The following is a 17,741-nucleotide window of genomic DNA, read 5'->3' as shown; positions in this document are numbered from 1 at the left end:
ACATAAAATTTTTTCTTTATAGTACGTAGAAGAAGCTAATTTAGACTTATATTCTTCTATTACTTTTTCTACTTGTTGTTGATTTCCAGATACAAGTAATATATTTGGTTTATTTTGATAGACAAAATATCCTGCTCCTATTATGAATAAAACACTACAAAAAAATAGAAATTTTCTCATTAATTAAAATTCCTCCTGTTTAAAAGTTACAATAAATAAAATTTCCATATGAATGAATTTCATCAGTACGTTTCCAAGTATAGAGATTGTTTCTTAACAAAAAATGAGGAGATTTCTTAAGTTTTTCTTAACAAATACTTTCATATGGTATATAAAAAAGAACTCTTGTTATTAAACTGCACGGGTATGACAACCAAAACGGGATTATCAGGACATATGCAAATATATTCCAATCATTATCAATGAAAACAGTAAATATATGATATTTTAAATAGGGTTGTAACAAAAACGAACGTTTATGTTACAAATCGAACAACTAAGGCTGAAACCTAAATTCGTCCACAACTAATATGGAATATTTTGTATTAATACCCCTTTTCGGGGGATGGGCAAAAACATCCAGATTAGAAAGGATGACGTTTTTTGATATTTGAGGGTATTAAAATTTCCTGAGTTGATGGGCATGTATAGTGACCCCTACTACATCTAAAGCAATATGTTCATATTGTTTTAGGTGCCTTTTTATAATATAATCATATTATAAAAAGGGGGAGGATATGAATGCCTAAAATAGTCGATCAAATACAAAGGAAAAATCAGATAGCCACTGCTACTTGGCGTGTAATATTAGAAAAAGGTATCGATAAAGCTTCCATACAGCAAATCGCTGATGAAGCAAACATTTCAGTTGGACTTGTTCAGCATCATTTTTCGTCTAAAAATGAATTAATTCATTATGCAATGAATTTAGTATTGAATCGAATGGAAGAACGGGCAAAAACTCGTACAAGTGATTTTAAGGGAACAAAAGAAGAAGCACTTAGAAGATTAATGAAATTTATTATTCCTACTAATAAAGAAGAAATGTTGGAAGGGAAGGTTTGGATTATATTTCTGGGTATATCCTTTAGTTCCCCAGAGCTTCTTGAACTTCGGAAGAAAATGGATGACCATACGAGGTATCTTATGGGAATAATTCTAGATTTAATGAAGGATCTAGGATACGTCACACCAGGCTATAATAGAGATTTTGAATTGGAGATACTGTACGGATTTATCGATGGACTAATAATTCATGTCCTTCAAACACCAGAATCATATTCAGAAGAAAAAGTAAATCAACTTATTGAGTATTATTTAAAAGAAAAAAAGAGGGATTAATCGCATGAATAAAGTTTTCATTATTATTCTTGTAGTCGTTATTGTATTGATCATTAGGCAGCTTATCCCTAAGAGAGTAGATAGCTTCGATCTTCTTGGTATACCAATCATGGCTATAATCAGAACTTATATTGGTCTTCCAAATAGATTGGACTTTATAATTACAATTGAATTAATTAGCTTGCTTATCTTAGGAGCGATAGTTGGTTATTGGCAAGCTAAGAGGGTGAAAGTCTTTCATCATAACAATCAATTATGTAGTGTTGGAGGCTATACCTATATTATCGGATGGATTATTATGCTTTTGGGAAGAATTGTTATTTTATTGCTATTCGACCTTAACTCTCTCATATCGAGATTTCATGCGGGACATGAACAATTTACGAATGAAATAATTAAAGTTCTTTCTCATGCTGGAGATTGGTTAATATGGTCTACTATCCTTGCATCTTCCATAATGTATACCGTTACCTTATATAAGGATCACCCGGATATCAAGAAATTTATACATGCTCGTTTTAAAGAAATTAAACAACGGATAAAACATTAATTTAACTAACACGAATTGTGAAAGTATGTATTCGTTATTATAGGAGTGCCACCTATACCCAGCAACTTAATAAAAAACGTTATCCTTTCTAATAATCTAGCTTGTTTAGAAAGAATAACGTTTTTTATTTTTTAGGATAGTGAATATTCTTAAGTTGATGGACATGGGGTCACCATATCAAAAAAAGAAAATTGTACGTTTAGACACAATTTAGACGCATTTTGGCCAGTTCCCTGTACGTTAAGGAACCGGTTATTGCTTTTACGGATCTTTTACTGAGTTTTTTCCCGTAATGGTCACAACTTATTAAAATTTGTTTTTTGGTTTAAACTCCACACATAATTTAAGAGACTAAAATGATTTTAATTTTTGCATTCATCTAATCGAAAGATGAATGTTTTTTTCGCACATAATAAAAAATGAAATTTTTGTCATAAAATTTATTTTTCTGGTTTCTCTATAATATAGGCATCAAATGAGAGTGAGGTTTTGGTCCGAGTCAAACAAAAATTTCGTAAGATTTATAAACAATTAGAGGGGGGAACAAATGAATTGTTATGATAAGGGGGTTATTCAAGCATATATGGATGGGGAGCTTTCTTATGATGCAAGAAAAGAATTCACAAAACATGTAGACATATGTAAAGTATGTCAAGATTTATTACTAGAAATTAGTAAATTAAATCAATGGGAAAACGTCATGTTAGAGGAAGAAACAGTACATTCACCAAAAGAAATCAAAATTGATGTAGATCAAGTGTGGAAAATATTTGAAAATCGCACAAAACTAGAAAATGTTTATTATATAAATCAAAAACCGAACAGAAGAAGGGATTATTTACAAATATGAATAAAAAATCAAAACATTTCATGTATACGGCGGTAGCGGCAGCAGGAATTTTTACAACAGCCATGATTCTACAGGTGCGAGTGGCAACCACGATTGTGGCTTCCTATCGATATGTTACAAGAACATATCGAGCCGTTTCGTTTATATTACAAAAGTGTAAGGTAGATGTAATGTTAATCAATAGCAGATTATGTCGAAAAAACGCAGAATAGGAAAAGAAAACAAGCGTAGGAGGACAACGATGAACAAGCCAGTTGTAGACGTAAAAAACGTTCAAAAAGTATATGGTAAAAAAGGCGAAAGCCAATCACATGCGTTAAAAGGAGTGTCATTCTCGATTCAAGAGGGAGAATTCGTTGGCATTATGGGACCATCTGGTTCAGGGAAAACAACGTTACTAAATGTAATTTCAACATTAGATAAAGCAACGGGCGGTGTTGTTGAAATCGCTGGTATCGATATCACAAAGATGAAACAAGGGGAACTTTCAGATTTCCGTTCTCAAAAATTAGGTTTCATCTTCCAAGATTTTAATTTACTTGAGAATCTATCAATTTACGAAAATATTGCTTTGCCACTTTCACTACAAGGTGTTTCTTCAAAAAAGATTGGCCCGAAAGTAGAAAAAGTAGCAGGAATGTTAGGAATCTCAGAGATACTTCAAAAGTATCCATCTGAAGTATCTGGTGGACAAAAACAACGTTCAGCAGCAGCACGTGCGCTAGTGCATGAACCAGCTATCATTTTAGGGGACGAGCCAACAGGAGCGCTTGATTCTAAAAACGCAACAAGTCTTTTAGATGCGATGACAAACTTAAATGAAGAACAAGGTGTATCAATCATGATGGTTACTCACGATCCATATAGTGCAAGTTACTGTCAGCGTATTTTATTCATTCAAGACGGAGAGTTATATAAAGAAATTCATCGCACTGGTACGCGTGAAGCATTCTATAAAGAGATTTTAGATGTACTTGCAGACTTAGGTACACAAAAAGCATAAGAAAGAAGGTTCAGGCATGTTATTTAAGCTTTCTATGTCAGGACTAAAAAGTAAGCTGAAGGACTATATCGTCTTACTTGTTGGTCTTGTCATGTCCATTTCAATTTTTTATATGTTCCAAACATTAGCGTTAAACGAAGCTTTTCTTAAGTCAAACGCTACTATTGGCTCAATTGGAATAGTATTCCAATCTGGTTCAATCTTATTAGCAATTATTACATTCTTCTATATTCTATATGCAAACTCATTCTTATTATCGCTTCGTCAAAAAGAATTCGGTATGTATATGATGCTAGGGGCAAAAAAACAGAAGATTACGTTGCTTATGTTCATGGAAACAATCATTATTGGAGTAGCATCTCTTGTAATTGGAATCGTAGTTGGTGTAGGACTTGCACAAGGAATTGGTCAATTACTTATGAAGCAGCTTGAGTTTACTGGAGGCGGTTATCAAGCGTTTTATGTTCCGTCAATGAATGTTACTTGCATCTTCTTCTTTGCATTATTTGTGTTATCTGCAATTATGAATAGTATCAAATTATCACGTATTACAGTTCTGCAACTTGTACATGCAGATTCAAATACAGATCGTGTTTCTGTAAAAGGTGCGAAGACTGTTATCTTTGCAGTATTGGGGATTATTTTGTTAGCAATTGGCTATGCTTCTATGATTTACATGGATAAGTTAAGGGAATCTGGGATTTTTATTGCGTTATTTACTGTAACGTTTGGAACTTATATGTTATTTGGAACGTTCCTGCCTCTTATTATTAAAAAGCTGAAAAGTAATAAAAAACGTACTGAAAAAGGACTGAATGCTTTTACATTTGCGCAGTTAAACTTCCGTATTAACAGCTTAACAAAAGTACTAGCGACAGTAGCGATGTTAGTTGCGCTTGGAGCGGGAGCAATTTCAGCTGGTATGGCTTTTAAAAATAATGTTATGAAAACTGTTGATGGTTTTGAAATATATGATTCAGTGGTTCATAACCCAACAGCAGAAGAAAAGAAAATCTTAGATGGTATTACATTTAAAGAGAAAGGCGAATATCGCTATAAGACAGACGATAAATATGTTTATTATGTAAAAGAAGATTTAGAAAAAAACCGTCCTTTCGTACAAGATATGGAAAAAATTAAAGCAGGAATAAAAGATCCTGCTAAGGTGAAAAAAAGAGTTTCTGGAGAACTACCAGTAGGCGCTATTTCAAGTTTCAGCCAAGAAAAGTCTGACAATGTAATTCCAAAAGAGTGGGAGGATGCTTTCAGAACGCTGGAGCCAGTTTATGTGCACCCTGATCGAACAATTAAAATTGTCGATCAAAAAATGTATGAGAGCTTGAAAGGTACAGAGGGTACTGTATTCATTGGGAAAACAGATGATTTCTTAACATACACAAAAGAATGGAAAAAAATTGACGAGTTGCAGTTAATTAAATATAAAAATGTGCATAGTTCTGAATTAAGTAAATACGCGATGTATACTGACTTTTACGTTTTTTCGAGCGGGACAGTATTTATGGGCTTATTCTTAGGAATTGCTTTCTTAGCAATGATGGCAAGCTGTTTAATGTTTAAAATTCTATCTGGTGCATCAAGCGATATTACGCGTTATCAAATGCTTCGTAAAATCGGTGTACGTCGTGAATTATTAACAAAATCAATTTATAAAGAATTATTCTTAGTATTCTTATTCCCAGCGATTGTCGGGATTGTGCATGTACTAGTTGGTATGAAAATCTTCTCGCTCTTCCTAGTCGATCCGTACTTCCGTATTTGGCTTCCAATTATAATTTTCGTAGTCATTTACGCAGTTTACTATTTTATTACAGTTCAATTGTATAAAGGCATTGTTCTTCCGAAAGAAGACTAAGAATTAGAAAATAACAAAAACACATGAGGTGAAGAAATTGAAAAGATATATCGCACTTCTTAGTATTTTAGTCGTATTTGCAAGCCTATTAGTGGGTTGTGATTTAAATCGTTTGGGTAAAGATGAATATTATGTTCAAATTAAAACGGATGGAATTGAAACAACTTATGAAGGCCAATCATCAAAATACTTTAAGTATAAGTTAACTGGATTTGATAAAGACGGTAAAGAAAAAGAATTAGAATTCGATGCTCAAAAAAACCTTAGTAAAGAAGCATTCCTACGTGTCTACTACTCTGATAAAAAAGGTGTATCAGCTTGGGAAGAAGTGAAGAAAGACGAGCTTCCTGCGAAAGTGAAAGAAAAACTAGCTGCGAAATAATAGAAATAAAAAGGATTTGGCTTTAAAGGTCAAATCCTTTTCTGTTTTCAAAATCCTCTTCTGAAATGACTGTGAATCCATGTCTTTTAAATAGAGCTGTTGTTACGCCGTAACCAGTTTGTTTATTCCCATTAAATTCTCATCAAGCTAATATTTTGAGACACCCCCATAGCGAAAATTTTACCTTTTCACAGTTATTTATGAGAGTTCGGCTCTTTTTTTCGTTTTGGGGAACAATTAGTCTCTTAAGTTGATGGGCATGTGGTGCTACCTCAATATAAACAAAAGAGTCGTTCCTTTTCGGACAGCTCCTCATCATCTAGCATCTCTTTTAATTTTGCTTTTATTTTCGGATTTTTAACATTAGTAACGCTCCTTTTCGCAATAGTTATGTTACCATTGATTTGTTCGTCCCATTTGTCTTGCGATTTCCACTTCCTAATTTGCGAAGAATTCTTTATTCCAAGTTCTTCAGCGATCTCAACAAGCGTTTTCTCACCTTTACTTGCTTTATATATATCAAATGCTCTATCATGATCTGGGCTTCGTTGCCTAGCCATATTCACCACCTCGCGGTAATCCCTTTATAAAATAAAAAGCATCCTATTTAGATGCTCCCTGCGTTTAGATTTTTCTATATAATACTGATACCCATTACCATAACGCTACCTAATACAATACATACTAATCCTAACAATATTAAAAACTCTGGTAAATCAAAGTGATTGAATATCATACCTATAATTAAGCCCACAGGGAATACTAGAACTTCTAACCAACTTATACCTCCAGCTTTCTTTATTTCATAGTATGTTGTAATACTGGTAATCAAAATTCCTAATATAATCAAACCGACTCCTAATAACATTCATCCACCCACTTTTTTCCTCCATGTTACCATAAAAGAATTATCATTAGGTTTTCTACTTTATAAAATAAAAAGCAGCGGATTCGCTACTTAATGTTTAATACAGTTTAAAAATATCGAACATATCGTATTCATAACTTAAAAGTTATGATTCGCTTTTTAAGGTGTTGTATTATCAATTGTCACTTTAGGAGTTATTTTGCACCTATTTTAAGCGCTATTTTGCACTGTAAGTAAATATAAAAAGCCCAATTTCTCATTAAAATTGAGAAATTAGGCTTTTTTCGTTGCTCCATTAAAGCGCCCGATTACTGAGCAAGGAATGTAAGTGGTCTCACTTTCTCATTTAATATTAGTTTTCCAGCCTTTTTGTAGTTGTTTTCGGATGTAAACAATTTGTCCAATATGGTAAGCGTTATGCGTGGATATATTTCCTAGTACCCCCCACCATTTTGCAGTCTCTGGGAAACCATTCACTTCACTTTCTACCTTTTCTTTAGTTAGTAGATCTTGCCACTGAAGCAGAACCTTTAGAAGGCACTCTTTTAAGTCAGCAAATCTTTTATTTTCCGTAACAATAAAGCTTTTATTATTATCACCTATTGGTGCAACAGCATTCACATGAGATTTTTCGTACCTCTTTTGCCATGTCTCATTCCAGTAAAGTAGATGTTGCACAATTTCAACGATACTGTTACTTTCATCGTTGGGTTTCCAAAACGCTTCTTCCTCTGACAAGTTTGCTACTGATTCCGAAAACGGAATGTAAAAGCTAGGGTCGTTCGCATTTGCTAACAACTGATCGACCAAAATATCCTTAGCATGGGACATATCAGTCACACTCCCTTTTAATTATATCTTTTCTATTTCGGCGCTCTTTTTAATTCTCCTTCGTTATTCCGTTAAATGGCCCGATTGCGGAACAAAATTAAAAAAGCGCTTTTTATCAAAAAAGCAGCCTGTCAATATTTCTTAAACCCAATATTTGTTCCAAAACTCGTCGTTTTTGTTACAGTGAAAGCTTTCATTATCTGCTACTCCTTTTAAGAAAAACTTAAGAAACTCTCTCGATATTTGTTAAGAAATGCGATTTATACTGAAATCGACTTAACACAATACCGAATGAACGGAGAGATAGTTGATGCAATTTATCACATTTTTAAGTGAATTTATAAAACATCCAAAAAACACTGGGGCAATTGCACCAAGTTCTAATATACTAGCAAAAAAATGGTGATGCAATCGATTTTGAAGTGGGAAAATGTATCGTAGAATTAGGCCCAGGAACAGGATCTTTTACGAAAGAGATCATAAAGAGGAAAAAGAAAAAAACTCCATTTATCTTAATTGAAATTAATGAGGGGTTTTTCAAAAAGTTACAGAAACGATATGAGGATGATGCGAGTGTCGTTGTCATACATGGATCAGCTGAAAATATTCAAAAAAATGTGGATTATGTATTATCAGGTTTATCGTTTACTTCATTACCAGAAGAAGCATCATCATACATTTTAAGTAATGTGATGGAATCATTAAACGAGAATGGAAAGTTTAGTACGTTCCAATACTCACTTGTCAAAAAAGGATTTATAGAAAGCTTTTTTCCAAAAATCGAATTAAAAAAAGTTTGGTTCAACTTCCCACCAGCCTATGTCTTTAGCTGTAAAAAAGCGGTGAGAGGGGCATATGCATAATGGAATTATATGAATTGTTGTCTTATATTGAGCAGTATGGTTATACCGCTTTATTCTTTTGCTTATGGCTCGGAATTGTCGGTATGCTGATTCCAGATGAAATGATTGTTATGAGTGGTGGCTTTGTATCGTTGCTGGGTATACTAAGTGTAATTCCAGCCTTTTCGTTAACATATTTAGGCGTCGTGTCAGGTCTTTCTTTAGGATATATATTTGGAAAGGTATTTGGCGCAAAAGTACTTGATAAATTGATGAAAAAGAAAAATTAGGTAGTAAGTATAAAAAGAAATGAATAAGGTAGATCATTTGTAGCATCTATTGTTATTAAAAAAATGGAGGATGTATTTTGAACAAAGAAACGATATTAGTAGTAGATGATGAGAAGGAAATTCGAGATCTTATTACAATCTATTTAAAAAATGAAGGATATAAAGTATTACAAGCCGGAGATGGAGAAGAAGGCTTAGAACTATTAAAGAAAAATGAAGTACATTTAATTGTTCTTGATATTATGATGCCAAAAATAGATGGGATTCATATGTGTATGAAAGTGCGAGAAATAGCGGAAATGCCTATTATTATGTTATCGGCGAAAACGCAAGATATGGATAAAATTTTAGGATTAACAACTGGAGCGGACGACTATGTAACAAAACCTTTTAACCCATTGGAACTCATTGCTCGAATTAAGTCACAACTTCGCAGATATATGAAAATGAGCGGCGGGGTAAGTATGCAAAGCGAAAATGAAATTGAAATTGGAGATATGAAGATTAATATAGCGACATATGAGGTTATCGTTGCGAACCAAGTAGTGAAATTAACACCGAGGGAATTCTTGGTGCTAGAGTTATTAGCTCGAAATCAAGGAATGGTACTGAGCGCTGAACAAATTTATGAAAGAGTGTGGAAAGAACAGTCTTTCCAATCTGATAATACTGTGATGGTACATATTCGGAAAATACGTGAAAAGATAGAAGAGAATCCAAGGAAGCCTCGTTATATTAAAACAGTTTGGGGAGTAGATTATAAAATTGAAAAAGATCTTTAAACCATTATATTATCTTAACAATAAAATAGTAAGATTATTAAAAAAATAAGCTGTATTCTAAGAAGTATTAGAATACAGCTTATTACAACATTCTTTCTTTGTGCATTACTTGGTTTCTTCGTATCAAGAGCTGTGGCGCCATTCGCTGAAGATATGAATCAAAGGGCTTATGTTGATTATAGTTTTAGTATGTTACAAATTAATCGTCAAGCGAAGGAAACGGCGGAAAAAGCAGTAAGTGAAAATAAGGTAGCAGCTTTGCAAGAGATGATTGAGAGTGAAGATAAAAAAGAGCAAAAGGCTTTAAAAGTATTGGTTACGGATGAAACAGGAAAGGTTTTATATAAAACAAAACAGGCGCAGGAAGTAGAAATTAATTTGCATAGTACCATTAGCAATGTGATGAACTTTGCGATGAATCGACCAATTTACAATAAGGATTCAGAAATAATCACGGGATCACGTAAAGAATTCATTACTTTTTATCCAGTTACAATTGAAGGGAAAAACTTGTATATGTTTGTAAGTGGGATTCCAGAAGGAGATATCACATATGAAACAAAAGAGGGAATTCTCCCTTCCTTTATTGGAATTATCGTGTTTATCTTTTCTTTCTTTTATATTACAAAGAGAAAAATGAAGCAAATTGAAGTGATGGCGCAAGGAGTAAATGAGATAGCGAAAGGAAACTTAGCATATCGAATTGAAGAGAAAGGGCAAGATGAGATGGCTTTACTAACAAAAAATATTAATCAAATGGCAGAAGAGATAATGGTGAATATTGAAAAAGAAAGAGAAATTGAAAGACAGAAAAATGAATTGATTACAAATGTCTCGCATGATTTACGAACACCACTTACATCTATTATGGGATATTTACGTTTATTACGCGATGCGAAATATGATAATAGAGAACAATATGATGAGTATATAAAGGTTGCTTTTTCAAAATCGGAACAGCTTAAAAACTTAATAGAAGATTTATTTGAGTACACAAAATTAACAAACGAAAAGGTTGTGTTAGAAAAACAAGAAGTATGCATCAATGAAATGCTCGATCAATTAATTGAAGAATTAGTACCACAAGCAGAGGAATATGGTCTTTCATTTGTGAAGGAATTTCCTGATGAACGCATATATGCTGAACTTGATTCGGAGAAAATCGTGCGTGTGTTTGATAATTTATTAATGAATGCGATTAAATACAGTAAAGATGAAGGAGAAATTAAAATTTCTCTTCAAAGGCAGCAAGATAACATTCAAATTTCTGTGGCAAATCAAAGCGAAGAATTTACAAGACAAGAATTGAAGAATTTATTTGAACGTTTTTATAAAAAGGATCAATCAAGAAGCAGAGTCTCAGAAGGATCTGGACTTGGACTTGCCATTGCAAAAAGTATTATTGATTTGCAAAGCGGAGACATTCGGGCAGAATATGAAGACGGTATTGTGCGTTTTATTATTTCACTTCCCATTGAGGCAGAAAAGTAATAATGTTATATAAATTGTTTCTAGGTGTAATGAAATGATACAAACTGAAAATGTGCCTTGTGTTAACAGGGTAAAAAAGAACTCTTGCAAAAGAGTTCTTTTTTATTAGATTGAAAAATTATTGAATGATTAAAGTTTAAAGCTTTTGTTAAGAAAAAGTTAAGAAATTCCCTCAGTATTTATTAAGAAACACTCTCTATACATTAGAAATGTGTTAGAAAGCATATTCATTCTCATTAAAATCCCAAAGAATGAATGAGATGACACCTAATTAAATAGGAAAAGAAAGGCGGAAAAGATAGGCGGAAAAGATAGATGAAAAAAGCATGGATTGCAGTGTCAGGATTAGTTGTTGTAGGAGGTGGATTATTAACTTATATGGGAGGAGAAATAATAGATAGATTTAATCCATTAGTGAAAGAAAAAGATGTGTACGTCCTTACAAAAGGGGAAGCAAAACCTGATGGTAAGAGATATTTTTACATGTTAAACGGAGTTGATGAATCAGGCGATGAAAATACCATTAAAGTAGGGGTTTCTGGTAAGGATGATTATCCAGATTCTTATTTAAAGGTTCATGTAAAAGGAAAGTATGTTTACGAATTTGAGAAAGTGCAGGAAAAAGAAGTTCCTGAGAAAGCAAAAGAAAAACTAAAAAAATAAATAATGAATTTATCGAGTTAAAAACAAAGGTAGGAGAATATTATGAACAACTCAGTTGTAAATGTAAAAAATGTTCAAAAAGTGTACGGTAAAAAAGGTGAAAATCAGTCACACGCTTTAAGAGATGTATCGTTCTCGATTCAAGAGGGAGAATTTGTTGGAATCATGGGACCGTCTGGTTCAGGAAAAACAACATTATTAAATGTAATTTCAACATTAGATGTAGCAACTGGCGGCATTGTTGAAATTGTTGGTATCGATATCACTAAAATGAAGCAAGGAGAGCTTTCAGATTTTCGCTCTCAAAAATTAGGATTTATCTTTCAAGATTTCAATTTATTAGAGAATCTATCTATTTATAAAAATATTGCGCTTCCACTTTCACTTCAAGGAGTCCCATCGCGTAAGATTGGTCCAAAAGTAAAGAAAGTAGCCAATATGTTAGGGATTTCGGAAATACTTCAAAAATATCCATCTGAGGTATCTGGTGGACAAAAACAACGTTCCGCGGCAGCACGCGCGCTTGTACATGAACCAGCAATTATTTTAGGGGACGAGCCAACAGGGGCACTGGATTCAAAAAATGCAACAAGCCTTTTAGAAGCAATGAAAAATTTAAATGAAAAACAAGATGTTTCGATTATGATGGTTACTCATGATCCATATAGTGCAAGTTATTGCCAGCGCATTTTGTTCATTCAAGATGGTGAGTTATATAAAGAAATTCATCGTAGTGGTACGCGTGAAGTGTTCTATAAAGAAATTTTAGATGTACTTGCGGATTTAGGTACACAAAAAGGATAAGAAAGGACACCCACCATGATATTTAAACTTTCTATATCAGGACTAAAAAGTAAGCTAAAAGATTATATTGTCTTACTAGTTGGTCTTGTTATGTCAATTCCAATTTTTCACATGTTTCAAACGCTAGCATTAAATAAAGCATTTGTTGAAGCAAATACTAATATTCGGTCCATTGCGCCTGTGTTTCAAACAGGTTCAGCTCTATTAGCAATCATTACATTCTTCTATGTTCTATATGCAAATTCTTTTTTGATGTCTCTTCGCCAAAAAGAATTTGGGATGTATATGATGTTAGGTGCAAAAAAACATAAAGTTACATTACTTATGTTTCTGGAAACGATTATTATTGGGGCAATATCCTTAGTAATTGGAATTACAGTAGGAATAGGGCTTTCACAAGGGATTGGTAAACTCCTCATGAAGCAACTGGATTTTACTGCGAGTGGTTACCAAGGGTTTTATGTACCATCTATGTTAGTTACTTGTATGTTCTTCTTGGTATTATTTGTGTTATCTGCCATTATGAATAGTGTGAAATTATCACGCATCTCCGTTCTGCAACTTGTACATGCAGATGCTTCAGCAGAACGTACAATGATTAAAGGTAAGTGGACCGGGATTGTTTCATTTTTAGCTATTATTTTATTGGGAATTGGATATACTTCAATGATTTATATGGATAAGTTAAAAGAACAGGGTCCTATGATTGCGATGCTTACAACTACAGCGGGAACGTATATGTTATTTACTTCTGTCCTTCCGCTTATTATTAAAAAATTAAAGAGTAATAAAAAGCGTAGTGAGAAAGGTCTTAATGCTTTTACATTTGCTCAATTAAACTTTCGTATTAATAGTTTAACAAAGGTACTCGCAACAGTAGCAATGTTAGTAGCACTTGGTGCGGGGGCGATTTCAGGTGGAATGGCTTTCAAAAATAACGTAATTCAATCGACGGATCAACTTGAAATATACGATACAGTCATTCATAATCCAACAGCAGAAGAAAAGAATATTTTAGATGGTACTACATTTAAAGAAAAGAATGAATATCACTATAAGATAGATGACAAATATGTTTACTACTTGAAAGAAGATCTAGAGAAAAACCGTCCACTTGTGCAAGCTGGAATAGAAAAAAAGGATAGAGGGAAAGTAAAACGAGTTTCTGAAAATCTTCCTGTAGGAGCAATTTCAAAATATGGTGAGGAGAATATGGAGAATACAAATATTATCCCAGAAGAGTGGGATGACGCTTTACGCTCTCTTCAACCAACCTATTTAAATTACATGGAAAAAGTAAAAAAAATAGTAGATCAAAAAATGTACGATGGCATACAAGAAAAAGAAAACATTGTTGTAATTGGAAAAACTGAGGATTTTGTAACATATTTAGATAAATGGAAAAAAATTGACGAGTTGCAGCTAGTTAAATATAAAAATGTCACAGCTGAAGATATCTTCAGTAAATATCAAATATATACTGGGATTTACGCCAGTGCCAGCGGAACAGTATTTATGGGTTTCTTCTTAGGTATTGCTTTCCTTGCGATGATGGCAAGCTGCTTAATGTTTAAGATTCTTTCTGGTGCATCAAAAGATATTGTACGCTATGAAATGCTTCGTAAAATTGGAGTCCGTCATGAATTATTAGCAAAATCCATTTATAAAGAGTTATTTTTAGTGTTTTTATTTCCGGGGATAGTAGGTATAATTCATGTATTATTGGGTATGAAGATTTTTGGTTTCATCTTAATTGATCCATATTTCCGTATTTGGTTACCGATCTTGATTTTCGTAGTTATCTATTCGATCTATTACTTTATTACAGTTCAATTATATAAAAGAATTGTTCTTCCTGAAAAAAAGTAATAAGAATGTGATGTTTTACTGTATAATCACTCTTTAAAATCCTCAATAATCTGGTGTTTTAATGGGGTAACAGAAAAAGCCCAATTTCTTAATATTAATACTAAGAAATTGGGCTTTTTAATATTGGAATTTCTTAACGTTATAAACCCGCATTTCCCTAACGCTACACTAAATGATTGGATATTATTTAGTGTGAGTCATTTGTCTTGTGAAATGTTTTTTCTTCCTTTTAACTTGTGAGACAACTATGCTCGTGTAAATACATTGATAAAAATGAGAAACTGTGGTAAATTTATATAGATACACTAATAATCTATTTTTGTATAAATTATCCCTATTTTAATTATACACCATAAAAACCTTTTTAGTCAATCCATATTTTTATTTTTTTAAAGGGGGGGCTTGATAAGAACATGGAACTTCACCAGAAGCAAGAACGAGTGGGTAGCGTAATTGGTTGATCAGATGAACAATTTTTGTCATATGATTCGTCTTGGTATTGAGCGATAAAGTGAAACTTCCATCAGTGGAGAGTTTTTTCATCTCCAACTGATGGTTAGCCCGCCCAATTGGGCTTTTACGGGCAGTTATCTCCCCCTATCTTCCTCGTTTCTCTCCGAATCTTGAGGTGGGGGTCTTACTGCCCACGAATAGCGGGATAAATAGGAGGGAAAGACATGAAACCATATGTACTAGAGTTTCGGGAGATCGATAAAACAAGACAAATGGTAGTCGGTGGTAAAGGGATGAATTTGGGCGAATGTTCGAGGCTTGAAGGAATACTTGTACCAGAGGGATTTTGTGTTACCACTGAGGCATATAAAAGAGTTATTGGGGAAAATGAGGAGCTTCATCAATTACTGGATCAACTAGCAGTTCAAAAAATGGACGAACGAGAAAGAATCAGTGAAATTAGCAGGAAGATTCGTGAGCTGATTGAGGGGATCGAGATCGAGAAGGGGATTGAAGAAGATATCGATCGATATCTCTTAACTTTTGGCGCCGAGCATGCATATGCTGTTCGTTCAAGTGCTACAGCCGAAGATCTTCCATTTGCCTCCTTCGCTGGTCAACATGATACCTACCTAAACATCAAAGGAAAAGATGCAATTTTACAACATATTAGTAAGTGCTGGGCTTCACTATTTACTGATCGTGCTGTGATTTATCGAATGCAAAACGGATTTGATCATCGCAAGGTTTATCTGTCTGTTGTTATTCAAAGGATGATTTTTCCACAAGCTTCCGGAATACTATTTACTGCTGATCCGATTACTTCCAATCGAAAGCTGCTATCCATCGATGCTAGCTTTGGACTAGGAGAAGCACTTGTCTCCGGCTTAGTATCTGCCGATTGCTATAAGGTGCAAGGAGAAAAGATTATCGATAAAATGATTGCAACCAAAAAACTAGCAATCTACGCCTTAAAAGAAGGAGGCACAGAAACACAGCAAATAGAACCCAATCAGCAAAAAAGCCAAACACTTACTGACCAACAAATTTTACAACTGGCACGTATCGGAAGACAGATCGAAGCGTATTTTGGTTGCCCACAAGATATCGAATGGTGTTTGGTTGATGATACATTTTATATTGTCCAGAGTCGGCCAATCACTACTTTATACCCCATCCCTGAAGCAAATGATCAGGAAAATCACGTTTATGTATCTGTTGGTCATCAACAAATGATGACCGACCCCTTGAAACCATTGGGAATGTCTTTATTCCAGTTAACATCTTTTGGACCCAGGTTTAAAGCTGGTGGAAGATTATTTGTTGATATCACGCATAATCTGGCTGCGCCTGTCAGCAGAAAAACGATAATGGATACCTTGGGACAATCCGATCCGCTCATCAAAGGCGCACTTATGACCATAATAGAGCGAGGAGATTTTATAAAATCGTTACCAAATGATAAAAAAGAACAGAGTCCTGATAAAAGCAATAAAGATATGTCGTCTGCGGGTCTTCAAGCACAAATCGAAAACGATCCGACAATCGTTTCTGATTTGATTAAGCGTAGTCAAACATCGATAGAAGAGTTAAAGCATAACATCCAAACGAAATCAGGATCGGATTTATTTGATTTTATCCTGGAAGATATCCAGCAATTAAAGAAGATTTTATTTGACCCACAAAGTTTGGGTGTGATTATGGCTGCTATGGATGCTTCATCATGGATCAATGAAAAAATGAACAAGTGGTTAGGTGAAAAAAATGTAGCAGACACGCTGTCTCTATCTGTACCAAATAATATTACTTCGGAAATGGGTCTGGCGCTATTGGATGTCGCCGATGTGATTCGTCCTTATCCGGAAGTAATTGATTATCTACAAAATGTAAACGAGGATAACTTTTTGGATGAACTGGTTAAGTTTGATGGTGGACAGGAAATCCAAGATGCTATCAATGCTTATCTCAACAAATTCGGAATGCGATGTCCCGGAGAAATCGATATTACTAAAACTCGTTGGAGCGAAAAACCAACTATACTCATCCCCATGATTCTCAGTAACATCAAAAACTTTGAGCCTAATGCTAGCAAACGAAAATTTGAGCAAGGGCGACAGGAAGCTTTGAAAAAAGAACAAGAGTTATTAGACCGATTGAAGCAATTACCGGATGGTAAACGAAAAGCCGAAAAGACAGAACGAATAATCAGCCTGATCCGGAATTTCATCGGTTATCGGGAGTATCCAAAATACGGCATGATTAATCGCTACTTCGTTTATAAGCAGGCTTTACTGAAAGAAGCCAAACAGCTCGTACAAGCCAAAGTTATTCGTAAAAAAGAAGACATATACTATCTTACTTTTGAGGAATTTCGCGAAGTCGTAGGTACAAACAAATTGAATTACCAAATCATCAGCAAACGAAAAGAAGAGTACAAACTATATGAAAAACTAACTCCCCCACGTGTTATCACGTCCGATGGAGAAATCATTACAGGTGAATACAAACGGGAGCATCTCCCATCTAATGCTATTGCAGGTCTACCCGTTTCTTCCGGTGTTATCGAAGGAAGAGCACGTGTCATCTTAAATATGGAAAATGCGAATTTAGAAGAGGGAGATATATTGGTTACAACCTTTACTGATCCTAGCTGGACCCCATTGTTTGTATCTATAAAAGCGCTAGTCACTGAGGTAGGTGGATTAATGACGCATGGAGCAGTTATCGCACGCGAATATGGTTTACCAGCAATTGTCGGGGCAGAAAATGCCACCAAGTTGATAAAAGATGGGCAACGCATTCGAGTGAATGGAACAGAAGGTTATATAGAAATACTATAATTCGTTACA

13 protein-coding genes and 5 pseudogenes are annotated in these 17,741 nt (G+C 34.2%); 14 read left to right on the top strand and 4 right to left on the bottom strand.

Annotated elements, in window-relative coordinates:
* Positions 1 to 180 (bottom strand): annotated as a pseudogene (locus tag BM350_RS13795) (hypothetical protein); the annotation flags it as partial.
* A gap of 561 nt (positions 181 to 741) precedes the next feature.
* On the opposite strand from BM350_RS13795, the gene BM350_RS13790 reads away from it, so the two are divergent.
* From BM350_RS13790 to BM350_RS13765, 6 genes and pseudogenes are all read left to right on the top strand, one after another.
* Positions 742 to 1,341, top strand: a complete 600-nt coding sequence (locus BM350_RS13790) for a TetR/AcrR family transcriptional regulator (RefSeq protein ID WP_090914489.1) — start codon at positions 742 to 744, stop codon at positions 1,339 to 1,341.
* Between the two features lie 4 nt (positions 1,342 to 1,345).
* Entirely contained in the window at positions 1,346 to 1,891 is a 546-nt protein-coding gene (locus tag BM350_RS13785; RefSeq protein ID WP_090914491.1) for a hypothetical protein, read from the top strand.
* Positions 1,892 to 2,438: 547 nt separating this feature from the next.
* Positions 2,439 to 2,848, top strand: a pseudogene (locus tag BM350_RS13780) (zf-HC2 domain-containing protein); the annotation flags it as partial.
* Between the two features lie 134 nt (positions 2,849 to 2,982).
* The gene (locus BM350_RS13775; RefSeq protein WP_090914493.1) at positions 2,983 to 3,744 is read left to right on the top strand and encodes an ABC transporter ATP-binding protein; all 762 of its coding nucleotides are present in this window, start codon (positions 2,983 to 2,985) and stop codon (positions 3,742 to 3,744) included.
* Between the two features lie 16 nt (positions 3,745 to 3,760).
* A complete protein-coding gene (locus BM350_RS13770) occupies positions 3,761 to 5,617 on the top strand; it encodes an ABC transporter permease (RefSeq protein ID WP_090914495.1) in 1,857 nt (618 codons plus the stop codon).
* Positions 5,618 to 5,654: 37 nt separating this feature from the next.
* Complete coding sequence (locus BM350_RS13765; RefSeq protein ID WP_090914497.1) at positions 5,655 to 5,999, top strand: YxeA family protein; 345 nt, start codon at positions 5,655 to 5,657, stop codon at positions 5,997 to 5,999.
* Positions 6,000 to 6,274: 275 nt separating this feature from the next.
* Here BM350_RS13765 and BM350_RS13760 read toward each other — a convergent pair.
* The 3 genes and pseudogenes from BM350_RS13760 to BM350_RS13750 form a co-directional block, all read right to left on the bottom strand.
* Positions 6,275 to 6,559 (bottom strand): annotated as a pseudogene (locus BM350_RS13760) (phage terminase small subunit-related protein); the annotation flags it as partial.
* A 74-nt stretch (positions 6,560 to 6,633) separates the two neighbouring features.
* On the bottom strand, positions 6,634 to 6,867 hold the full coding sequence (locus BM350_RS13755; RefSeq protein ID WP_090914499.1) for a hypothetical protein: 234 nt from the start codon (positions 6,865 to 6,867) through the stop codon (positions 6,634 to 6,636).
* 342 nt (positions 6,868 to 7,209) lie between these two features.
* Entirely contained in the window at positions 7,210 to 7,698 is a 489-nt protein-coding gene (locus BM350_RS13750; RefSeq protein WP_090914500.1) for a DinB family protein, read from the bottom strand.
* Positions 7,699 to 8,008: 310 nt separating this feature from the next.
* On the opposite strand from BM350_RS13750, the pseudogene BM350_RS13745 reads away from it, so the two are divergent.
* The 8 genes and pseudogenes from BM350_RS13745 (at position 8,009) to ppsA (ending at position 17,732) form a co-directional block, all read left to right on the top strand.
* Positions 8,009 to 8,561, top strand: a pseudogene (locus BM350_RS13745) (rRNA adenine N-6-methyltransferase family protein).
* Positions 8,561 to 8,824 (top strand): annotated as a pseudogene (locus BM350_RS13740) (DedA family protein); the annotation flags it as partial. The pseudogenes BM350_RS13745 and BM350_RS13740, both read left to right, overlap by 1 nt.
* An 83-nt stretch (positions 8,825 to 8,907) precedes the next feature.
* On the top strand, positions 8,908 to 9,612 hold the full coding sequence (locus BM350_RS13735; RefSeq protein WP_090914502.1) for a response regulator transcription factor: 705 nt from the start codon (positions 8,908 to 8,910) through the stop codon (positions 9,610 to 9,612).
* Between the two features lie 132 nt (positions 9,613 to 9,744).
* Positions 9,745 to 11,103 (top strand): sensor histidine kinase, encoded by a 1,359-nt coding sequence (locus BM350_RS13730; protein WP_280141380.1) that lies wholly within the window; start codon positions 9,745 to 9,747, stop codon positions 11,101 to 11,103.
* A gap of 315 nt (positions 11,104 to 11,418) precedes the next feature.
* The gene (locus BM350_RS13725; RefSeq protein ID WP_090914504.1) at positions 11,419 to 11,766 is read left to right on the top strand and encodes a YxeA family protein; all 348 of its coding nucleotides are present in this window, start codon (positions 11,419 to 11,421) and stop codon (positions 11,764 to 11,766) included.
* A gap of 42 nt (positions 11,767 to 11,808) precedes the next feature.
* Complete coding sequence (locus BM350_RS13720) at positions 11,809 to 12,570, top strand: ABC transporter ATP-binding protein (protein WP_090914506.1); 762 nt, start codon at positions 11,809 to 11,811, stop codon at positions 12,568 to 12,570.
* 15 nt (positions 12,571 to 12,585) lie between these two features.
* Positions 12,586 to 14,439, top strand: a complete 1,854-nt coding sequence (locus BM350_RS13715) for an FtsX-like permease family protein (protein WP_090914507.1) — start codon at positions 12,586 to 12,588, stop codon at positions 14,437 to 14,439.
* Positions 14,440 to 15,116: 677 nt separating this feature from the next.
* On the top strand, positions 15,117 to 17,732 hold the full coding sequence (ppsA, locus tag BM350_RS13710) for a phosphoenolpyruvate synthase (RefSeq protein ID WP_090914509.1): 2,616 nt from the start codon (positions 15,117 to 15,119) through the stop codon (positions 17,730 to 17,732).
* Positions 17,733 to 17,741: the final 9 nt, after the last annotated feature.

The sequence above is a fragment of the Bacillus sp. 103mf genome (assembly GCF_900116295.1).
Taxonomy (GTDB): Bacteria; Bacillota; Bacilli; order Bacillales; family Bacillaceae_G; genus Bacillus_A; species Bacillus_A bruguierae.
This window is presented reverse-complemented; position numbering and strand designations above follow the sequence as displayed.